12 protein-coding genes are annotated in these 17,888 nt (G+C 74.2%); 11 read left to right on the top strand and 1 reads right to left on the bottom strand.

The window, feature by feature from the left end:
• Nucleotides 1-25 precede the first annotated feature (25 nt).
• The 5 genes from AB0M43_RS32710 (at nucleotide 26) to AB0M43_RS32690 (ending at nucleotide 5,576) form a co-directional block, all read left to right on the top strand.
• Nucleotides 26-649, top strand: coding sequence for a hypothetical protein (locus AB0M43_RS32710; RefSeq protein WP_363730000.1), 624 nt, complete (start codon nucleotides 26-28; stop codon nucleotides 647-649).
• A 160-nt stretch (nucleotides 650-809) separates the two neighbouring features.
• Nucleotides 810-1,811 (top strand): GNAT family N-acetyltransferase, encoded by a 1,002-nt coding sequence (locus AB0M43_RS32705; protein WP_363729999.1) that lies wholly within the window; start codon nucleotides 810-812, stop codon nucleotides 1,809-1,811.
• A gap of 11 nt (nucleotides 1,812-1,822) precedes the next feature.
• On the top strand, nucleotides 1,823-2,977 hold the full coding sequence (locus tag AB0M43_RS32700) for a cysteine desulfurase family protein (RefSeq protein WP_363729998.1): 1,155 nt from the start codon (nucleotides 1,823-1,825) through the stop codon (nucleotides 2,975-2,977).
• Nucleotides 2,978-3,142: 165 nt separating this feature from the next.
• Nucleotides 3,143-4,210, top strand: a complete 1,068-nt coding sequence (gene mnmA / locus AB0M43_RS32695; protein ID WP_363729997.1) for a tRNA 2-thiouridine(34) synthase MnmA — start codon at nucleotides 3,143-3,145, stop codon at nucleotides 4,208-4,210.
• Between the two features lie 451 nt (nucleotides 4,211-4,661).
• Nucleotides 4,662-5,576, top strand: a complete 915-nt coding sequence (locus AB0M43_RS32690; RefSeq protein WP_363730576.1) for a methionine synthase — start codon at nucleotides 4,662-4,664, stop codon at nucleotides 5,574-5,576.
• Between the two features lie 114 nt (nucleotides 5,577-5,690).
• Here the strand turns inward: AB0M43_RS32690 and AB0M43_RS32685 are convergent, their stop codons facing one another.
• Nucleotides 5,691-6,197 carry a type II toxin-antitoxin system PemK/MazF family toxin gene (locus AB0M43_RS32685; protein ID WP_363729994.1) on the bottom strand — a complete coding sequence of 169 codons (507 nt, stop codon included), beginning with the start codon at nucleotides 6,195-6,197 and terminating at the stop codon, nucleotides 5,691-5,693.
• 99 nt (nucleotides 6,198-6,296) lie between these two features.
• On the opposite strand from AB0M43_RS32685, the gene ligA reads away from it, so the two are divergent.
• From ligA to gatB, 6 genes are all read left to right on the top strand, one after another.
• Nucleotides 6,297-8,423, top strand: coding sequence for an NAD-dependent DNA ligase LigA (gene ligA, locus AB0M43_RS32680; protein WP_363729991.1), 2,127 nt, complete (start codon nucleotides 6,297-6,299; stop codon nucleotides 8,421-8,423).
• Nucleotides 8,424-8,831: 408 nt separating this feature from the next.
• Entirely contained in the window at nucleotides 8,832-10,910 is a 2,079-nt protein-coding gene (locus AB0M43_RS32675; RefSeq protein WP_363729988.1) for an EAL domain-containing protein, read from the top strand.
• A gap of 208 nt (nucleotides 10,911-11,118) precedes the next feature.
• On the top strand, nucleotides 11,119-14,532 hold the full coding sequence (locus tag AB0M43_RS32670; protein ID WP_363729985.1) for a hypothetical protein: 3,414 nt from the start codon (nucleotides 11,119-11,121) through the stop codon (nucleotides 14,530-14,532).
• A 72-nt stretch (nucleotides 14,533-14,604) separates the two neighbouring features.
• Nucleotides 14,605-14,901: an Asp-tRNA(Asn)/Glu-tRNA(Gln) amidotransferase subunit GatC gene (gatC, locus tag AB0M43_RS32665; protein WP_363729983.1), complete on the top strand. Its 297-nt coding sequence runs from the start codon at nucleotides 14,605-14,607 to the stop codon at nucleotides 14,899-14,901.
• A 4-nt stretch (nucleotides 14,902-14,905) separates the two neighbouring features.
• The gene (gene gatA, locus AB0M43_RS32660; RefSeq protein ID WP_363729980.1) at nucleotides 14,906-16,381 is read left to right on the top strand and encodes an Asp-tRNA(Asn)/Glu-tRNA(Gln) amidotransferase subunit GatA; all 1,476 of its coding nucleotides are present in this window, start codon (nucleotides 14,906-14,908) and stop codon (nucleotides 16,379-16,381) included.
• Between the two features lie 2 nt (nucleotides 16,382-16,383).
• A complete protein-coding gene (gene gatB / locus AB0M43_RS32655) occupies nucleotides 16,384-17,862 on the top strand; it encodes an Asp-tRNA(Asn)/Glu-tRNA(Gln) amidotransferase subunit GatB (RefSeq protein ID WP_363729978.1) in 1,479 nt (492 codons plus the stop codon).
• Nucleotides 17,863-17,888 lie beyond the last annotated feature (26 nt).

The raw sequence follows: 17,888 nt of genomic DNA, 5'->3' as shown, positions 1-17,888 counted from the left end.
CGGGCCGGTCGGGTAGGGATGTGCCATGGACTTTCCCGAGGGTGGCACGCCGATCTCGCACGAGGAATGTGACGCACGCTGGCGGGGGTGGACCCCCGGGGAGATCCACGACCGCCTCGCCGGGGTGACCGCGCCCTGGTACGTGGCCGCCGGCTGGGCGCTGGACCTCTTCCGGGGCGAGGTGACCCGCGAGCACGAGGACCTGGAGATCGCCGTCCCGCGCGCCGACTTCCCCGAGATCCGCGCCGCCCTGCCCGGCCACGCCTGGGAGGTCCCCGGCGACATGCGGCTCTGGCCGTACGACGAGGCCGGCGACCATCCCGAACTCCACCAGACCTGGCTCAGCGACCCGGCCACCGGGCTCTTCCACCTCGACGTGTTCCGCGAGCCGCACGACGGCGGGCTGTGGGTGTGCCGGCGCGATCCGGCGATCACCCTCCCGTACCCGGACATCATCGCCCTGACCGGCGACGGGATCCCCTACCTGATCCCCGAGCTGGTGCTCCTGTTCAAGGCGAAGAACGTCCGACCCAAGGACCAGAACGACTTCGACGGGGTACTGCCGAAGCTCGGCCCCGACCGGCGCGCCCGGCTCGCGGGCTGGCTGGAGCAGGTGCACCCGGAACACGCCTGGTTGTCCGCGTTGTGATCCGCAACGGCGATCTCACCCGTCCGTAGCGCGCCGGAAACACTTTGCCCGCATTGTGAAGACATGAGCGAGCGAGTCACGGGCGTTGCCACCGAAGCGAGGTGGGCGCGATGAACGAGCGCCGGGCCGTCGGGCGTGCACGGCACCGGGAGGTGGCCGCGTGAGCCTCTGGCGGATCCGCACCGAGGTCGACGACCGGCCCGGACGGCTCGCGGCCCTGTCGAGGGCGCTCGCCGACGTCGGCGGCAACATCCTCACCCTGACCGTGCAGGTCGACGCCGCCGGGGTCGTCGACGAGTTCATCGTCGAGACCCCGCCCGGGGTGTCCGGGGAGGCCGTCGGCACCGCGCTGCGGATCGCCGGCGGCCGGGGCGTCGTCACCGTGCCGGCCACCCGGCGCGACCTCGTCGACGAGCCGACCCGGGCCCTGCTGCTCGCCGGCCGGGTCGGCGCCGAGCAGCGCAACCTGCCCGACCTGCTGATGGAGCTCCTCCGCGCCGACGCCGCCCGCTGGCTCGCCGACGGGGAGGAGGCCGACCTGGTCGTCCCCATCGGGCCCGCCCGGCACGTCGGCCTCACCCGCCGGCTGCCGTTCACGCTCACCGAGGCGGCCCGGGCCGAGGCGTTCGTCCGGCTGCTGCTGCTCGACGGCACCGCGTCCCGGGAGACCGTGTCGCTCGGCGACGGCACCCGGCTGCCCGTCCGGCCGCTGCACCCCGACGACCTGACCGAGGTGCAGGCCCTGCACCGGCGGTGCACCGCCGAGACCCGGCGGGCCCGGTACTTCGTCGCCCGCCGGCAGCTCACCGGACACATGTGGAAGGCGTTCTGCGACCCCGGGTGGGGCGTCACCTACCTCGTACAGGCCGGGCAGCGCGCCGTGGCGTTGGCGCACCTCGCCTACACCCCCGAACCCGGGGTCGCCGAGCTCGCGGTGCTGGTGGAGGACGGTTGGCAGGAACGCGGCCTCGGCCGTTCCCTCGTCGCCATGCTCGTCGCCGACGCCCGCGACCGGGGCCTCGCCGAGCTCCGCGCGAGCCTGCTCGCCGACAACGTCCGGATGCGCCGGCTCCTCGTGGCGCACGGCGCGACGTTCGCGTACGGCGGCTCCGTGGTCGAGGCGCGAATGGGACTCGCGCGGGGGAGGGCCGCAGCCCGCTAGGCTGGGCGGCGATGGTTTACCTCGATCACGCCGCGACCTCTCCGATGCTGCCGGAGGTTCTGGAGGCGTACGTCTCCGCAGCCACCGCCGGCGGCAACGCCTCGTCCCTGCACTGCTCGGGTCGCAAGGCCCGCAGGCTGGTCGAGGAGTCCCGCGAGCGGGTCGCCGCCGTGCTCGGCGCCCGGCCCGGCGAGGTCGTGTTCACCGCCGGGGGCACCGAGAGCGACAACCTCGCGCTCAAGGGCATCCACTGGGCGCGCCGGGGCGAGGGCCGCAACCGGGTCGTCGCCAGCTCCGTCGAGCACAAGGCCGTCATCGACGCCGTCGAGTGGCTGGAGCGGCACGAGGGCGCCGAGGTGACGTGGCTCGACGTGGACGAGTTGGGCCGGGTACACCCCGAGGTGCTCGCCGCCGCCCTCGGCCCGGACGTGACGGTCGCCACCGTGATGTGGGCCAACAACGAGGTCGGCACCGTGCAGCCCGTCGCCGCCCTGGCCGCCGTCGCCCGCGCGGCCGGCGTGCCCCTGCACACCGACGCCGTCCAGGCCGTCGGGCAGCTCCCCGTCGACTTCGCCGCCAGCGGCGCGTCCGCGCTCACCCTCACCGGCCACAAGCTGGGCGGCCCGACCGGCGTCGGCGCGCTGCTCCTCGAACGCGACGCCGAGTGCACCCCGCTGCTGCACGGCGGCGGCCAGGAGCGCGACGTGCGGTCCGGCACCCTCGACGTGGCCGGGATCGTCGCCTTCGCCAGGGCCGTCGAGCTGGCCGGCGCGCGCCGGGAGATCTTCGCCTCCGAACTCACCGTGCTCCGCGACGAGATGATCGACCGGATCCGCGACGCCGTGCCCTGCGCCCTGCTCAACGGCGACCCGGCCGACCGGCTGCCCGCCAACGTGCACTTCTCGTTCCCCGGCTGCGAGGGCGACGCGCTGCTCATGCTGCTCGACGCCCAGGGCATCGAGTGCTCCACTGGCTCGGCCTGCTCGGCCGGGGTGGCCCAGCCCTCGCACGTGCTGCTGGCCATGGGGGCCGACAGTGGGCGGGCCCGGTCCTCGCTGCGGTTCTCGCTCGGCCACGGATCGGCGAAAACGGACATCGACGCGTTGGTGGCGGCGCTGCCGACGGCGGTGGAGCGGGCGCGGCGGGCGGGGAAGATCCGGCGCTGACGGGTACGGCGGGCGCGGGTGCTCCCGTTGGCCGGTGCGGGCCAGGGCTCTGTTTCGGAAGCCCGGTACTGCCGCTGAGCTGCCAGGATGAGCCTGGTTCCCGGTCCGGCGGACTCCGTCGAGCTGCCCGGTGGGCGGTCGGCACAGCCGGGTAACCTGAAGGGCATGCGTGTTCTGGCTGCGATGTCCGGTGGGGTCGACTCGGCGGTCGCCGCCGCCCTGGCGGTCGAGGCCGGCCACGACGTGACCGGCGTGCACCTGGCGCTCGCGAAGAACCCGCAGACCTACCGGACCGGGGCGCGCGGCTGCTGCACCCTGGAGGACTCCCGCGACGCCCGCCGGGCCGCCGACGTGATCGGCATCCCCTTCTACGTGTGGGACATGGTCGAGGAGTTCCAGGAGGACGTCGTCGACGACTTCGTCGCGGAGTACGCGGCGGGGCGCACGCCCAACCCGTGCCTGCGGTGCAACGAGAAGATCAAGTTCCACGCGGTGCTGGAGCGGGCCCTCGCCCTCGGCTTCGACGCCGTCGTCACCGGCCACCACGCCCGGCTCGGCGGCGACGGGCTGCTCCGCCGGTCCGTGGACGCCGGCAAGGACCAGTCCTACGTCCTCGCCGTGCTCAACCGGCACCAGCTCGACCGGTCGGTGTTCCCGCTCGGGCCGCACACCAAGGCCGACGTCCGGGGGCTCGCCGCCCAGCGCGACCTGGCCGTCGCCGACAAGCCCGACAGCCACGACATCTGCTTCATCGCGGACGGGGACACCCGCGGCTTCCTCGCCGAACGCCTCGGCTCCCGGCCCGGGGACATCGTCGACGCGGAGACCGGCGACGTCGTCGGCGCCCACGACGGGGCGTACGCGTACACGGTCGGCCAGCGCAAGGGCCTGTCCATCGGCCGGCCCGCGCCCGACGGCAAGCCGCGCTACGTGCTGTCCATCACCCCCGTCACCAACACCGTCACCGTCGGGCCGCGCTCGGCGCTGGAGGTCAGCACCGTGACCGCCGACCGGGCGGTGTGGCACGCCCCCGTCGAGGGGCCGTACGAGGTGCAGCTCCGCGCGCACGGGGAGGTCTACCCTGCGAGCGTGACCACAGACGGCACCACCCTCACCGCGGTACTCGCCAGCCCAGCCTCCGGCGTCGCCGCCGGCCAGGCCATCGTCGTGTACCGGCCCGACCCGGCCGGCGACATCGTCCTCGGCTCGGCGACCATCACCGGCGCCCGATGACCGGCGCGGGACTCCGGCCCCGTCCGGTGGCCGGCGGGAGGCTGCGTCCGGCGGCCGGCGGGAGGGCCCGTCCGGCGAACGGCGCGACGCTCCTGGCTGGCGCGACCCGCCGAACGGACGCGATGCTCCGGGTCAGCGCGACGGCCGCCCGACGTGGGTTGGCTCCGGTCCTCGGGCACGCGGGGGCGATGGCCGTGGCGGGATCTCCGGTGGCCGCCCTGAGCCCGGCCACGACGACCGTGGGTGCCCGGTGACCGGCTCGACGGGCGGGTGGGCCTCCGGGCCCCGTTCGCCGCTCGGGTCGGCGGAGCGGGCCGCGTTCGAATCGATCGACCGGGAGCACGGCTCACCCGACCGGGCCGACACCGGGGGCCCCGGATCCGGGGGCGGCCGGGGGCTGCCCTGGGCGCCGGGGTCCGCGAGCGGGATCGGGTCGCACCCCGGGTCGGCGATGGGCGACGCGCTCGGGGTCGCGTTCGAACTGCCGTTGCCGTACCTGCCGGAGTTGCCGGCGCGCGGCCCCGGGGCCGACATGCTCGGCCGGACCATGGGCCTGCTCGTGGACATGCCCGTCGAGCTGTACGCGGCGCGCTGGCAGCTCACCGGCCGGCCCGGCAAGGACGCGCGGCGCACCGCCGACTGGTGGGCCCGCGACCTCGACGCGCTCACGGTGGCGGCCGAGGGCTACACCGGGCCGCTCAAGGTGCAGGCCGCCGGCCCGTGGACCCTCGCCGCCAGCCTCCAGCTGCCCGTGGGCGGCGCGGTGCTCCGGGACCGGGGGGCGGTCCGGGACCTGGTCGACTCGCTCACCGAGGGCCTGCGCCAGCACGTCGTGGCCGTGTCCGCCCGGGTGCCGGGTGCGACCGTCCTCGTCCAGCTCGACGAGCCCTCGCTGCCGGCGGTCCTGGCGGGACACATCGGTACCGAATCGGGCCTGGGGGTCTTCCCCGCCGTCCCCGCGCCCGACGCCACCGAGGCGCTCGCACGGCTGGTCGCCGGGGTCGGCGCGCCGGTCGTCGTGCACTGCTGCGCGCCGGACGTGCCCGTCGCGCTGATCCGGGCCACCGGCGCGGTGGGCGTCGCGCTGGACCTGTCGCTGCTCGGGAACCTCGACCCGCTGGGCGAGGCCCTCGACGCCGGCTTCGGGCTGCTCGCCGGGGTGGCGCCCTCGGTGGGCCGGGCCTCGTCGAAGGCCGCCGCCGACCGGGTCGAGGACCTGTGGAACAAGCTCGGACTGCGGCCGGCGGACCTGCCGCGCCAGGTCGTGGTCACGCCGACGTGCGGGCTGGCCGGCAGCTCGCCCGAGGTGGCGGACGCGACGCTGCGGGCGTGCGCCGAGGCCGCCAAGCGGCTCCTGGAACGCTAGGCACCCGGGCCGGGCGAACCGGCCCGGGGTCCGTCAGGATGTCCGCCTCCTGTCACCTCGGAGGCACGCTCGACGGCAACGTGGGCGCGCGGTCCCCGTAACCGAAAAATGGGTCTAGGGCACCCAGCCGGTCTCGTGGTAGCGGCGGACCTGCCACCAGGTCTTCTCGTCGCACACCCCGGTCTGGTGCGCGAACGCCGTGTTGTGCACCCGGAAGAACCCGGACAGGTCCAGCCAGCTGTCCTGGCCGGCGCCGCTGTCCCAGTCGCCGGGCGGCAGCGCCACGTACCTCGGGCCGCGGCCCTGGTCCTGGCTCGTGATCTTCAGGACGTCGGCGCGGTCCTTGTGTGTCCGGAGCACGAGGCACGGCCGCTGCTCGGAACCCTCGCCGTCGGCGAAGGGCACGTCCGCCCACCAGATCTCGCCGGGCTGCGGGCCTTCGAGCCACGCCGGCCCGGGCGGACGGTCGTGCAGGTCGGGGGTGTTGTGGACCTCGCCCGTCCAATGTGGCGGGGCGGACGGCTGGCGGCGTCGCTGGTTCATGTTGACGACCAGGATGGCGGCCAGCCCGACGAGGAGTAGACAGATGACCGCAGCCGCGCCGGGATAGAGGTTGGACATGCGTACCTCCTGGGGTTTTCCCACTGTATGCCGGCGGGGCCTGGCCCGGAAGTGTCGTATGGGCCGACTAGCCTGGCGAAAAGAACCAGGGAGGTTGGGTTGACGTCTGAGCAGGCGGCGCGGGAGCGGCACAAGATTCTGGCCGAAGAGATCAATGATCATCGGTATCGCTACTACGTGCTGAACACGACCGTGGTCACGGACGGCGAGTTCGACGTCCTCCTCCGCGAGCTGGAGGGGCTCGAGGAGCGGTTCCCCGAGCTGCGCACCCCGGATTCGCCGACCCAGCAGGTCGCGGGGTCCTACGTCACCGAGTTCACCCCGGTGGAGCACGCCGAGCGGCTCCTCAGCCTCGACAACGCGTTCGACGACGACGAGCTGGCCGCCTGGGCGACCCGGGTCGAGCGCGACGCCGGCGGCCCGGTGACCTACCTGTGCGAGCTGAAGATCGACGGCCTCGCCGTCAACCTGACCTATGAGCACGGCCGGCTGACCCGCGCCGCGACCCGGGGCGACGGCCGGGTCGGCGAGGACATCACGCCCAACGTCCGCACCATCGCCGGCATCCCCGACCAGCTCACCGGCGACGCCCCGGCCCTGGTGGAGATCCGCGGCGAGGTGTATTTCCCGAGCGAGCAGTTCGCCGACCTCAACGCGCAGCTGGTCGAGCAGGGCAAGGTGCCGTACGCGAACCCGCGCAACACCGCCGCCGGCTCGCTCCGGCAGAAGGACCCCCGGATCACCGCGTCCCGCGAGCTCCGGATGATCGTGCACGGCATCGGCGCGCGGGAGGGCTTCACGCCGACCCGCCAGTCCGAGGCGTACGAGCAGCTGAAGGCGTGGGGGATGCCCACGTCCGAGCGGTGGAAGGTCGTCGCGGGCCTCGACGCGGTCCGCGAGTTCATCCGGTTCTACGGCGAGCACCGCCACGACGTCGAGCACGAGATCGACGGCGTCGTGGTCAAGGTGGACGAGGTCGACGTGCAGGGCCGGCTCGGCTCGACCAGCCGGGCACCCCGGTGGGCGATCGCCTGGAAGTATCCGCCGGAGGAGGTCAACACCAAGCTCCTCGACATCATCCCGCAGGTCGGCCGCACCGGCCGGGTCACGCCGCGGGCCATGGTGTCCCCGGTGCTGGTCGCGGGCTCGACCGTGGAGTTCGCCACCCTGCACAACGCGCAGGAGGTGGCCCGCAAGGGCGTGCTGATCGGCGACACGGTGGTGCTGCGCAAGGCCGGCGACGTGATCCCCGAGATCCTCGGGCCGGTGGTCGAGCTGCGCGACGGCTCCGAGCGTCCCTTCGTGATGCCCACCGAGTGCCCCGAATGCCACACGGAGCTGGCGCCGACCAAGGAGGGCGACGTCGACATCCGCTGCCCGAACACCCGGGCCTGCCCCGGCCAGCTCCGCGAGCGCCTGAGCTACCTGGCGGGCCGCTCCGCCCTGGACATCGAGGTCCTCGGCTTCAAGGCCGTGGTGGCCCTGCTGGACTCGGGCGTGCTGACCAACGAGGGCGACCTGTTCGACCTCACCGAGGACAAGCTCCTCAGCTGCCCCTTCTTCGTGAACTCCAGCGGCAAGCGCGCCGGCCAGCTCGGCACCAACGCGACGAAGCTGCTGGTCAACCTGGAGGAGGTCAGGGAGCGTCCCCTGTGGCGGATCCTGGTGGCCCTCTCCATCCGGCACGTCGGTCCGACGGCCGCCAGGGCGCTGGCCCGCGAGTTCCGCGACATCGACCGGATCGCCACGGCGGAGCAGGCCGAGCTGGCCGCCGTCGACGGGGTCGGTCCCCGGATCGCCGAGAGCGTCGTGGAGTGGTTCGCCGTCGACTGGCACCGCGAGATCGTGGAGAAGTGGCGCGCGGCGGGCGTCCGGCTGGCGGAGGAGGGCGGCGACGAGGGCCCCCGGCCGTTGGAGGGCGTGACCGTCGTCGTGACCGGCACCCTGGAGGGCTTCTCCCGGGACGGGGCGACGGAGGCCATCCAGGCCCAGGGCGGCAAGGTCACCGGGTCGGTGTCGAAGAAGACCGGGTTCGTGGTGGTCGGGGAGAACCCGGGCAGCAAGTACGACAAGGCGGTCGCCGCCAAGGTGCCGATCCTGGACTCCGAGGGGCTGCGGGTGCTGCTCACCGACGGGCCGGACGCCGCGCGGGAGGTCGCGCAGATCGGGGAGCCCGGCGGCGAGGCGGAGCCCGAGGTCGACGCGGTGATCGAGCCGGGGGACTGAGCGGGCCGGTCGCCGGGACGGGTTGTCCGAGCTGGTGCCGATATGTCAGCCAGGGCCGGCCGCCGGGCCGGCCACGCGGCTGCCGGACGGCGGCCAGCCGCAGAACAGGCACCCCCGTTCCAGGGCCGTTTTTCGGCCCCGGAGCCCCCCCGAGGAAGATCCAATTGCGTGATCAAGTAACGAATTGGTGCATGTCTGTGTGAAACAGCTTGCTCAAGCAACGATTCGCGCACGTTCTGGCACGCCGATACGCCCGCTCGGCCGCCAAGGGTGATACTCAACACAGACGCCGTTACCGCGCTCGTCCTGGTTGCGTTCCTGTAACCAGAAGCGAGCGCGGTGGGTCGCTGGGGGGCGATCGTCGAGCCAGCGTGGCCTCGACGGGGCTGATGGCGTCGGGAGGGGTGTATGGAGCCGACGTCATTGCGCAACTCAGCGCCGCCAGGGCGGCGTCTTGCATTCTTCGGCTACCTGGGCCTGGTCATTCTCGCCGCGATCGCCGTCGTCGTACCCGCGGCGCTCGAGCAGGGCACGCCCCTGCTGTCGCTGCCGGGGACCTACTGGCTGATGTTCGCCCTGGCGTGCGCCGCCGACGCGCGCCCGTTCAACGCCACGGGACCGCGCCAGTCGGTGGCCGTGTTCCCGTCGGTGTGCTTCGCCTTCGCGGCCCTGCTGATGTGGGGCCTGCCGGCCGCCGTGCTCATCCAGGCGTCGGCCACCCTCGTCTTCGCGTGGCGGATGCGCCACTCGTTCTGGCGCGGGCTGTTCAACGTCGGCCAGTACACGCTGGCCCTCGCCGCCGCGTACGGGGTGCTCAGCCTCGCCCCCGCGATCCCGTTGCGCGACGGCACGGTCAACCGGCACGACGTCGTACTCCTCCTGCTGGCCTGTTCGGTGTGGTTCGCCGTCAGCCACGGCCTGGTGGCCACCGCCGTGTGGCTGCGGTTCGGCGGCTCCTGGCGGCAGACGCTCACCACGACGGTCGGCTCCGAGGGGCTGGCCGCTTTCGCGCTGCTGCTCCTCGGCCCGTTCCTGGTGGCCGCCGCGCAGACCAGCGGCTGGCTGATCCCGCTGATCGTGGTCCCGCTCTACGCGGTGTACCGCACGGCCCGGCTCTCCCAGGAACACGAACGGTTGTCCCTGCTGGACCCGCTGACCGGGCTCGCCAACCGCAAGGCCCTGTTCACCGGCGTGGAGGAGGCGATCGCGGCGCTCCGCGAGGTGCCGTCCCACGCGCAGGACCGCCGGCTCGCGCTGATCGTGCTGGACCTCGACCGGTTCAAGCAGGTCAACGACGCGCTCGGCCACGCCGTGGGGGACAGGCTGCTGATCGAGGTCGGCCGCCGGCTGGCGACGTGCGTACCCGCCGACGCGGTCGTCGCCCGGCTCGGCGGCGACGAGTTCGCGGTCCTCGCGCCCCGGATCACCGACGTCGAGGCGGCCCAGGCCCTCGCGAACACGATCTCGCTGGCCCTCAACGACCCGGTGCGCCTCGACGGCATGCCGCTCGATGTGGCCAGCTCCATCGGGATAGCGCTGTCCCCGGACCACGGCGAGGACTTCACGACCCTGCTGCGGCACGCGGACGTGGCGATGTACGACGCGAAGACCCGGGGCGACACCGTCGCGGTGTACGTGCCGGAGTCCGACCACAACTCCCCGGCCCGGCTCGGCCTGCTCGGTGACCTGCGGCGCTCCCTGGAGACGCCCGGCTTCGGCGAGGTCGCGCTGTACTACCAGCCCCAGGTCGACATGAGCAGCGGCGAGGTCGTCGGCGTCGAGGCCCTGCTGCGCTGGCGGCACCCGGTGCGCGGGCTGGTCAGCCCCGAGGAGCTGATCAAGGTCGCGGAGCACTCGGGCGTCATGCGCCTGCTGACGTACCGGGTGATCGACGAGGTCCTCGCCCAGCTCGCCCGGTGGGCCGTGGGCGGCATGCACCTGCGCGCCGCGATCAACGTGTCGGTCCGCGACCTGCACACCACCGACCTGGTCGACTACCTGGCGCAGCGGCTGGCGGAGCACGACGTGGCCGCCGACCAGATCCAGCTGGAGATCACCGAGGGCGCGCTGATGGCCGACCCGCGCCGGGTGCTCGCCACCCTGCAACGGCTCGACCGGCTGGGCGTCGCGCTGTCCCTGGACGACTTCGGCACCGGCTACTCGTCGTTGCAGCACCTGCGGCGGCTCCCGCTGTCCGAGGTGAAGATCGACCGGTCGTTCGTGCTCGGGATGAGTACCGACGAGGACGACGCGTCCATCGTGCGGTCCATCATCGAGCTGGCCGGGGCGCTGGGGCTGCGCGTGGTCGCCGAGGGCGTCGAGGACGAGCGGACCTGGCGGTGGCTGGTGGCGCACGGCTGCCACGTGGCGCAGGGCTGGTTCTACGCGCGGCCGATGCCGGCGGACGAGCTGCCGAGGTGGCTGGCGAAGTACCGGCCGCCGATGTTGCTGCGGGCGGTGCCGAGCCAGCCCGAGGCCGCTTCCTGAGGAAGAACCCGTTCGATGGGTACCGGGGGTGTGGCGCGGTGGCGTTCGGGCTGAACCGGGGGCGGCTTCGTCCTGGGCGGCGCTGACGGTGGGGGCGGGCGGTGCGGAGCGCCGGTCGCCCCGGGGCACGGACGAGGGCGCGCCTCCCAGGGCGCCCGGCCTCGGAAAAGGCGCGCCGCACGGGACCGGCCGGTGGCAGAATCACGCGATGCGCCTCGCCGCCCTGCTCGACCCGCTGCCCTTCCCCGCCCGGATGCGCCTGCTCGCCGAGCGCGCGCACCAGTTCGCGGCGGACGGCACCCTCGCGGCACTGGCGGCCGGTGACCGGGAGGCACGGCGGAACGCCGTGTTCGTGGCCATGGTCGCCGGGCACCGGCCCACGATCGAGGGGGTGCTGCGGGACGCGGATCCGGTGGTCCGGGCGGCGGCGCTGGGGGCGTGCGCGCGGGTCGGCGTACCCGACGAGGTGGTGTCCGGGGTGCTCGACGACGCGCCGGCCGAGCTGCGCCGCCGCGTCTACGCCGTGATCCGCTCCGGCCGCCGCACCGCCCTCGCCGAAGCCCTGATCACCCCGACCTTCGACCGGTACGGGGACCGCGAGGCCGCCCAGCTGCTGTCCTCCTGCTCGGAGCCGGTGGTCCGCGCGTGGCTGCCCCGGATCGGGCACGCGATCGGCTCGGGAGTCGCGCTCACCCACCGGTTCCCGGACGCGATGCTGGACGAGGCGGAGCGCGTGCTGGCCGCACTGGGCGACGCGGACCGGCACGAGTGGTGGTCGCGGCACTGCCCCCGGGTCCTGGCGGCGAACCGCAGCCGGCCGTCCCGCGTCCTGGACCTGCTGGAACGCTACCTGCCGCCGAAGTGGCTGCCGTGGCGGTTCGCGGCGTTCGGCGCGCTCCTGACGGCCGAGCCGGTCCGGACCCTGGCCGTGCTGGCGGCCCCCGGGCGGCAGGGGATCTACCGGTACCTGACGCTGCCGCGTCCGGTGCTGCGCGCCCTGGGCCGGCTGGAGCCCGCGCTGCTGGCCGGGTTCGCGACGATGCTCCGGGAGCACCACCCGCGGCTCTGGGTGGCCGTGCTGGCCAGCCTGCCGCCGTCCCGCCGGGGCGAGCTCTTCGCGGCCGCCCACGACCAGGACGCGACCGCCCCGACGGCGCCCGGCGGCCTGCCAGCGCCAGCTCCGACGGCGCCAGACGCCCCGCCAGCCCCGCCCGGCGACCTGACCGGCGGCCCGACCGCCCCGGCCCCGACCGCGCCCGGCGACCTGACCACGACCACCCCGACGACGCTGCCCCACGACGCACCACCCACCGACCCGGCCACCCTCGCCGTCCTCCCCCGCGACACCCGGATCGCCGAGGCCCGCCGGATCCTCGCGCTGCCCCGGATCCGCGAGGACCGCGACGCCACCCTGCGCTACAGCGCCCACCTGTCCCTCGCCGACGCCCGCCCCGTCCTCGATCCCGAGTCCCGGCACCCCGACCCCGACCGGCGCGCCGCCGCCTACGAGGCCCTGATCGCCTGCGCGGTCCGCGAGCGCGACCCGGCCGCCTTCGCCGGGCTGCTGGAGGGCCTCACCCGGCTCCGCAACGAGCAGGAGCCGGTGCGCACCCGGGTGCTCGCCGCGATCGCCACCGCCCCGACGGACCGGTTCGCGCCCGCGCTCCCCGTGCTCGACCGGATCGTGGCGGACGCCCTCGCGGCCCGCGACGCCGGCCACGGCACCCGGGGCGCCCTGGGGACCGTCGCCGCGCGCCTGCTGGCCACCGAGCCCGCCTGGGCCGCGCGGACATTCGACCGCCTCTTCGAGTCCCGGTCCGTGCCGTACCTGGCGCCCCTCGACCAGGCTCTGCGCCGGGGCCAGGAGCACGCCTTCTTCGCCGCCGTCGGGCCGTGGCTGGCCCGGGGCCTGGACCGGGGCCGCCCCGAGCCGTTGTTCGCGGTCGCCGGTGCCCTGGGCCGGCGCGGCTGGTCGGTGCCCGCGCTCGCCGAGCTGCTCCGCCGGGCCGCGCACCCGGACCAGCCCGGAAGAACACAGGCCGTCACGTTGTACCTGGCGGACCCGCGGGCCCGTTCCGCCCGCGTCGAGGAGGTGCTGCGCGCCGACACCTCCTCGGTGACCGTCCCCGCCGTGTGGCGGGCGCTCTGCCACCGCCGCCAGGACCTGCTCGACGTCGTGCTCGACCGCGCGCCGGAGGGCCGGTACCTGACCCCGGGCGCGCGCTGGGTGCCCTCGTACCCGCTGGCCGTGGAGCGGTGGCTGCCCCGGCAGCGGCGCGCGTACGCCGACCTGCTCGCCCGGGTCGCGGCGGACACCGGCCGGCCCGGGGACGAGCGGGTGCGGGCGCTGGGGGCGGCGGCCCGGATCCCGGAGTACGGGCTCCCGGTGCTCGCCGCCCACCTCGACTCCCCGGACACCCGGCTCGCGGAGGCCGCGCTCGGCGGGCTGGTCTGGACGGACCGCCCGGCCGACCACCTGCCGCTCCTGCTGTCCCGGGCGGACACGGACCAGGCCCGGGTGGCCGTGTACGCCGCCGCCCGCGCGGTCCGGTCCGCCCGGCCGTCGACCCTGCCCGCCGCCCTCGGCCCGGTCCTCGCGGCCGGCGCGAAGGTGACCAGCCGCAAGGAGGCGGCGCGCCTGCTGGGCCGCGACGCCCGGTCCGCCGGCCTGCCGGCCCTCCTGGCGGCCTGGGAGGCCGAGCGGCACCGGGACGTCCGGCACGCGGTCGTCGGGGCCGTGGCGGGGCTCCTGGACGACGAGCGCGCCTGGCGGATCCTGGACGCCGCCCTGGCCGAGGACCCCCTGGTCGCGGCGGCGGTCCTCGCCCCGGCCCCGTGGACGCTCGCCGAACGGCACCGCCCCCGCTACGCCCAGCTGGTCCTCCGCGCCGCAGGGGCCTCCGACCCGGTACTCCGCAGGGCCGCCTGGGTGGTCCTCCCCGCCTGGGCCGGGTACCTCCCCGACCCCGGTGCCGCCGCCACGGTCCTCGTCGAGCACCTCGCCGACCTCGACCGCCGCACCGACTGGCCGGAGGCCGCCGACGCCCTCGCCGCCCTGCACAGGTCCGGACTGGCCGGCCCCGCGCTCCTCGACGCCACGGAACGGCTCCTGGCGCTGGAGCACCGCGTACCCGTCGAGGATCGTGATCTTCCCGCCCGGCGCCGCCTGACCGGCCTCGCGACTCGGCTCGGCGACCGCCCGAACCCCGGCACCGGCCGGGACGCGACCCTCGCCGTGGCGGCGAGGCTGGCGGCAGCCCCCGACTGGCTGCCCACGGCCGTCGACCTGGTGCACGGCGAGCTCCGGTTCGCCGCCGACCCCGACACGCTGGCCGCCGACCTGGGGGAACTCGCCGACCTGGTCCGGGGCCGCCCGGTGCTCGCGGCCGGGCTGACCTTCGACACGGCGAGCACGGCCCCGCCGGCCACCCTGGTCGACGTCGCCAGGAGGCTCGCGGCCCGGGGCGACCTGGCCGGCGGACTCTTCGCGGTCCGCCTGCTGGTCGCCGGTGCCCGCGACGCCTGGACGGCCGAGGCCTGCGGCGTGCTCGCCGAGCTGCGGACCAGGCAGGAACCGGACGTCCGGGACGCGGCACTCGGTGCCGCCACCGTCGGGGAGTAGCCGACATCCGCCGGTAACACACCGGCGAATAGAATCGTTCGGTTCGAGCAGGACTACGTGAGGAGCGAGTCGATGACCGCCATCTCCCGCGAGGAGGTCGCGCATCTCGCGCGCCTCACGCGGCTAGCTGTGACCGATGAAGAGTTGGACATGTTCGCCGGTCAGCTGGACGTGATCCTGCAGTCCGTCGCCCGGATCGGTGACGTCGCGGCCGACGACATCCCGCCCATGTCGCACTCGGTGCCGCTGACCAACGTGTTCCGCCCCGACGAGCCGCGCCCCGGCCTGACCCGGGAGGAGGCCCTGTCGGGCGCCCCGGACCAGGCCGAGGACCGCTTCCGGGTGCCCCGGATCCTGGACGAGGAGTAGACACGTGAGCCTGATCAAGAAGACGGCCGCGGAGCTCGGCGCGCTGATCGCCTCCGGCGAGACCTCCTCCCTCGAAGTGACCCGGGAGCACCTGGGCCAGATCTCGAAGGTCGACAAGCGGGTGCACGCCTTCCTGCACGTGGACATCGAGGGCGCGCTGGCCGCCGCGAAGGCCGTCGACGCCCGGCGCGCGGCCGGCGAGGAGCTCGGCCCGCTGGCGGGCGTGCCGATCGCGGTGAAGGACGTCGTCGCCACCAAGGGCATCCCCACCACCGTGGGCTCGAAGATGCTGGAGGGCTGGAAGCCGCCGTACGACGCGACGCTCGTCGAGCGCCTCAAGGCCGCCGGCACGGTGATCCTGGGCAAGACGAACATGGACGAGTTCGCGATGGGCTCCTCCACGGAGTACTCGGCGTACGGCCCCACCTTCAACCCGTGGGACCTGACCCGGATCCCGGGCGGCTCCGGCGGCGGCTCCTCGGCCGCCCTCGCCGCCTACGAGGCCCCGCTCGCGATCGGCACCGACACCGGCGGCTCGATCCGCCAGCCCGGCGCGGTCACCGGCACCGTGGGCGCGAAGCCGACCTACGGCGGCACGTCCCGCTACGGCCTGGTCGCGTTCTCCAGCTCCCTGGACACCCCCGGCCCCTGTGCCCGCACGGTCCTCGACGCGGCCCTGCTGCACGAGGTGATCGGCGGTCACGACCCGCGCGACTCCACCTCGATCCCCGTGCCCGTGCCGCCGGTCGTCGAGGCCGCCAGGCAGGGCATGTCCGGCGACCTGACCGGCGTCAAGCTCGGCCTGGTCAAGGAGTTCATGTCGGCGGAGGGCGCCGAACCCGGCGTGGTCGCGGCGTTCAACTCCGCCGTCGAGGCGCTCACGAAGCTCGGTGCCGAGATCGTCGAGGTGTCCTGCCCGCACTTCGAGTACGCGCTGCCGACGTACTACCTGATCGCCCCCAGCGAGTGCTCCTCGAACCTGGCCCGGTTCGACGGCGTCCGCTACGGCCTGCGCACCGGCGACGACGGCGTGCGCAGCCTGGAGGAGGTCATGTCGCTGACCCGCGAGGCGGGCTTCGGCCCGGAGGTGAAGCGCCGGATCATGATCGGCGCGTACGCCCTGTCCAGCGGCTACTACGACGCCTACTACGGCCAGGCCCAGAAGGTCCGCACGCTGATCACGCGGGACTTCCAGGCGGCGTTCGGGAAGGTCGACGCGCTCATCTCGCCGACGACCCCGTTCGTGGCGTTCCAGTTGGGCGCCCGGATGGCCGACCCGTCGAGCATGTACCTGGCGGACCTGTACACGATCCCCTCGAACCTGTACGGCGGCCCGGCCATCTCCGTGCCGTGCGGCCTGTCCGAGGGCCTGCCCGTCGGGCTCCAGGTGATGGCCCCGACCCTCGCCGACGACCGGATGTACCGGGTCGCCGCCGCGCTCGAGTCCACCATCGGCACCCTGACCCCGCCGGAGCTGTAGAGATGACGACTGTCGAAGAGGTCACCCAGGCGTACGAGCCGGTCTTCGGGCTGGAGACCCACGTCGAGCTGGGTACCCGTACCAAGATGTTCTGTTCCTGCCCGACCGAGTTCGGCGCGGAGCCCAACACCCAGGTCTGCCCGGTGTGCCTGGCGCTGCCGGGCGCGCTGCCGGTGGTCAACGCCGTCGCGATCGAGTCCACGATCAAGATCGGCCTCGCCCTGAACTGCTCGATCGCCGAGTGGTGCCGGTTCGCGCGGAAGAACTACTTCTACCCGGACATGCCGAAGAACTTCCAGATCTCGCAGTACGACGAGCCGCTGTGCTTCGACGGCTACCTCGACGTGGAGGTCAACGGCGAGACGGTCCGGATCGAGATCGAGCGCGTGCACATGGAGGAGGACACCGGCAAGACGCTGCACCTGGGCGGGGCCACCGGCCGCATCCACGGCGCGACGTCCTCGCTGGTCGACTACAACCGGGCCGGCATCCCGCTGATCGAGATCGTCACGAAGCCGGTCGCGGGCACGGGCGCGATGGCCCCGGAGGTCGCGAAGGCCTACGTCACCGAGCTGCGCGACGTGCTGCGCGCCCTGGGTGTGTCCGACGTCCGGATGGAGCAGGGTTCGCTGCGCTGCGACGTGAACACCTCGCTGAACAAGCCGGGCGAGCCGTGGGGGACCAGGACCGAGGCGAAGAACGTCAACTCGCTGCGGTCCGTCGAACGCGCCGTGCGGTCCGAGATCATCCGCCAGGCCGGGATCCTCGACAGCGGCGGCAAGATCAAGCAGGAGACCCGGCACTTCCACGAGGACACCGGGGTCACCACGCCGGGGCGGAGCAAGGAGGAGGCGACGGACTACCGGTACTTCCCGGAGCCCGACCTCGTCCCCGTCACCCCCGACGCCGCCTGGATCGAGGAGCTGCGCGCGGGCCTGCCCGAGCAGCCCCGGCTCCGCCGGCTGCGGCTCCGCGACGAGTGGGGCATCAACGAGCACGACATGCAGTCCATCCTCAACGCGGGCGCGGTCGAGCTGATCGCGGCGACCATCGAGGCCGGCGCGGGCCCGGACGGCGCGCGCAAGTGGTGGATGGGCGAGCTGGCCCGGCGCGCCAACGAGTCCGGCGTCGAGCTGGACGCGCTCGGCGTCACCCCGGCGCACATCGCCGAGCTGGTCAAGCTCACCGACGCGGGCAAGCTGAACGACAAGCTGGCCCGCCAGGTCCTGGAGGGCGTCGTCGCCGGCGAGGGCACCCCGACGGAGATCATGACCGCCCGGGGCCTCGGGGTCGTCTCCGACACCGGCGCGTTGCTGGAGGCCGTGGACGCCGCGATCGCCGCCAACCCGGACGTCGCCGACAAGATCCGGGCCGGCAACCAGGGCGCGGCGGGCGTCCTGATCGGCGCGGTCATGAAGACGACGGGCGGCCAGGCCGACGCGAAGACGGTCCGGGCCCTCGTGCTGGAGCGGCTCGCCTAAGATCAAGATCGTTTGATGGTTACGAG

The organism is Longispora sp. NPDC051575 (assembly GCF_040681875.1).
Classification (GTDB): domain Bacteria; phylum Actinomycetota; class Actinomycetes; order Mycobacteriales; family Micromonosporaceae; genus Longispora.
This window is presented reverse-complemented; position numbering and strand designations above follow the sequence as displayed.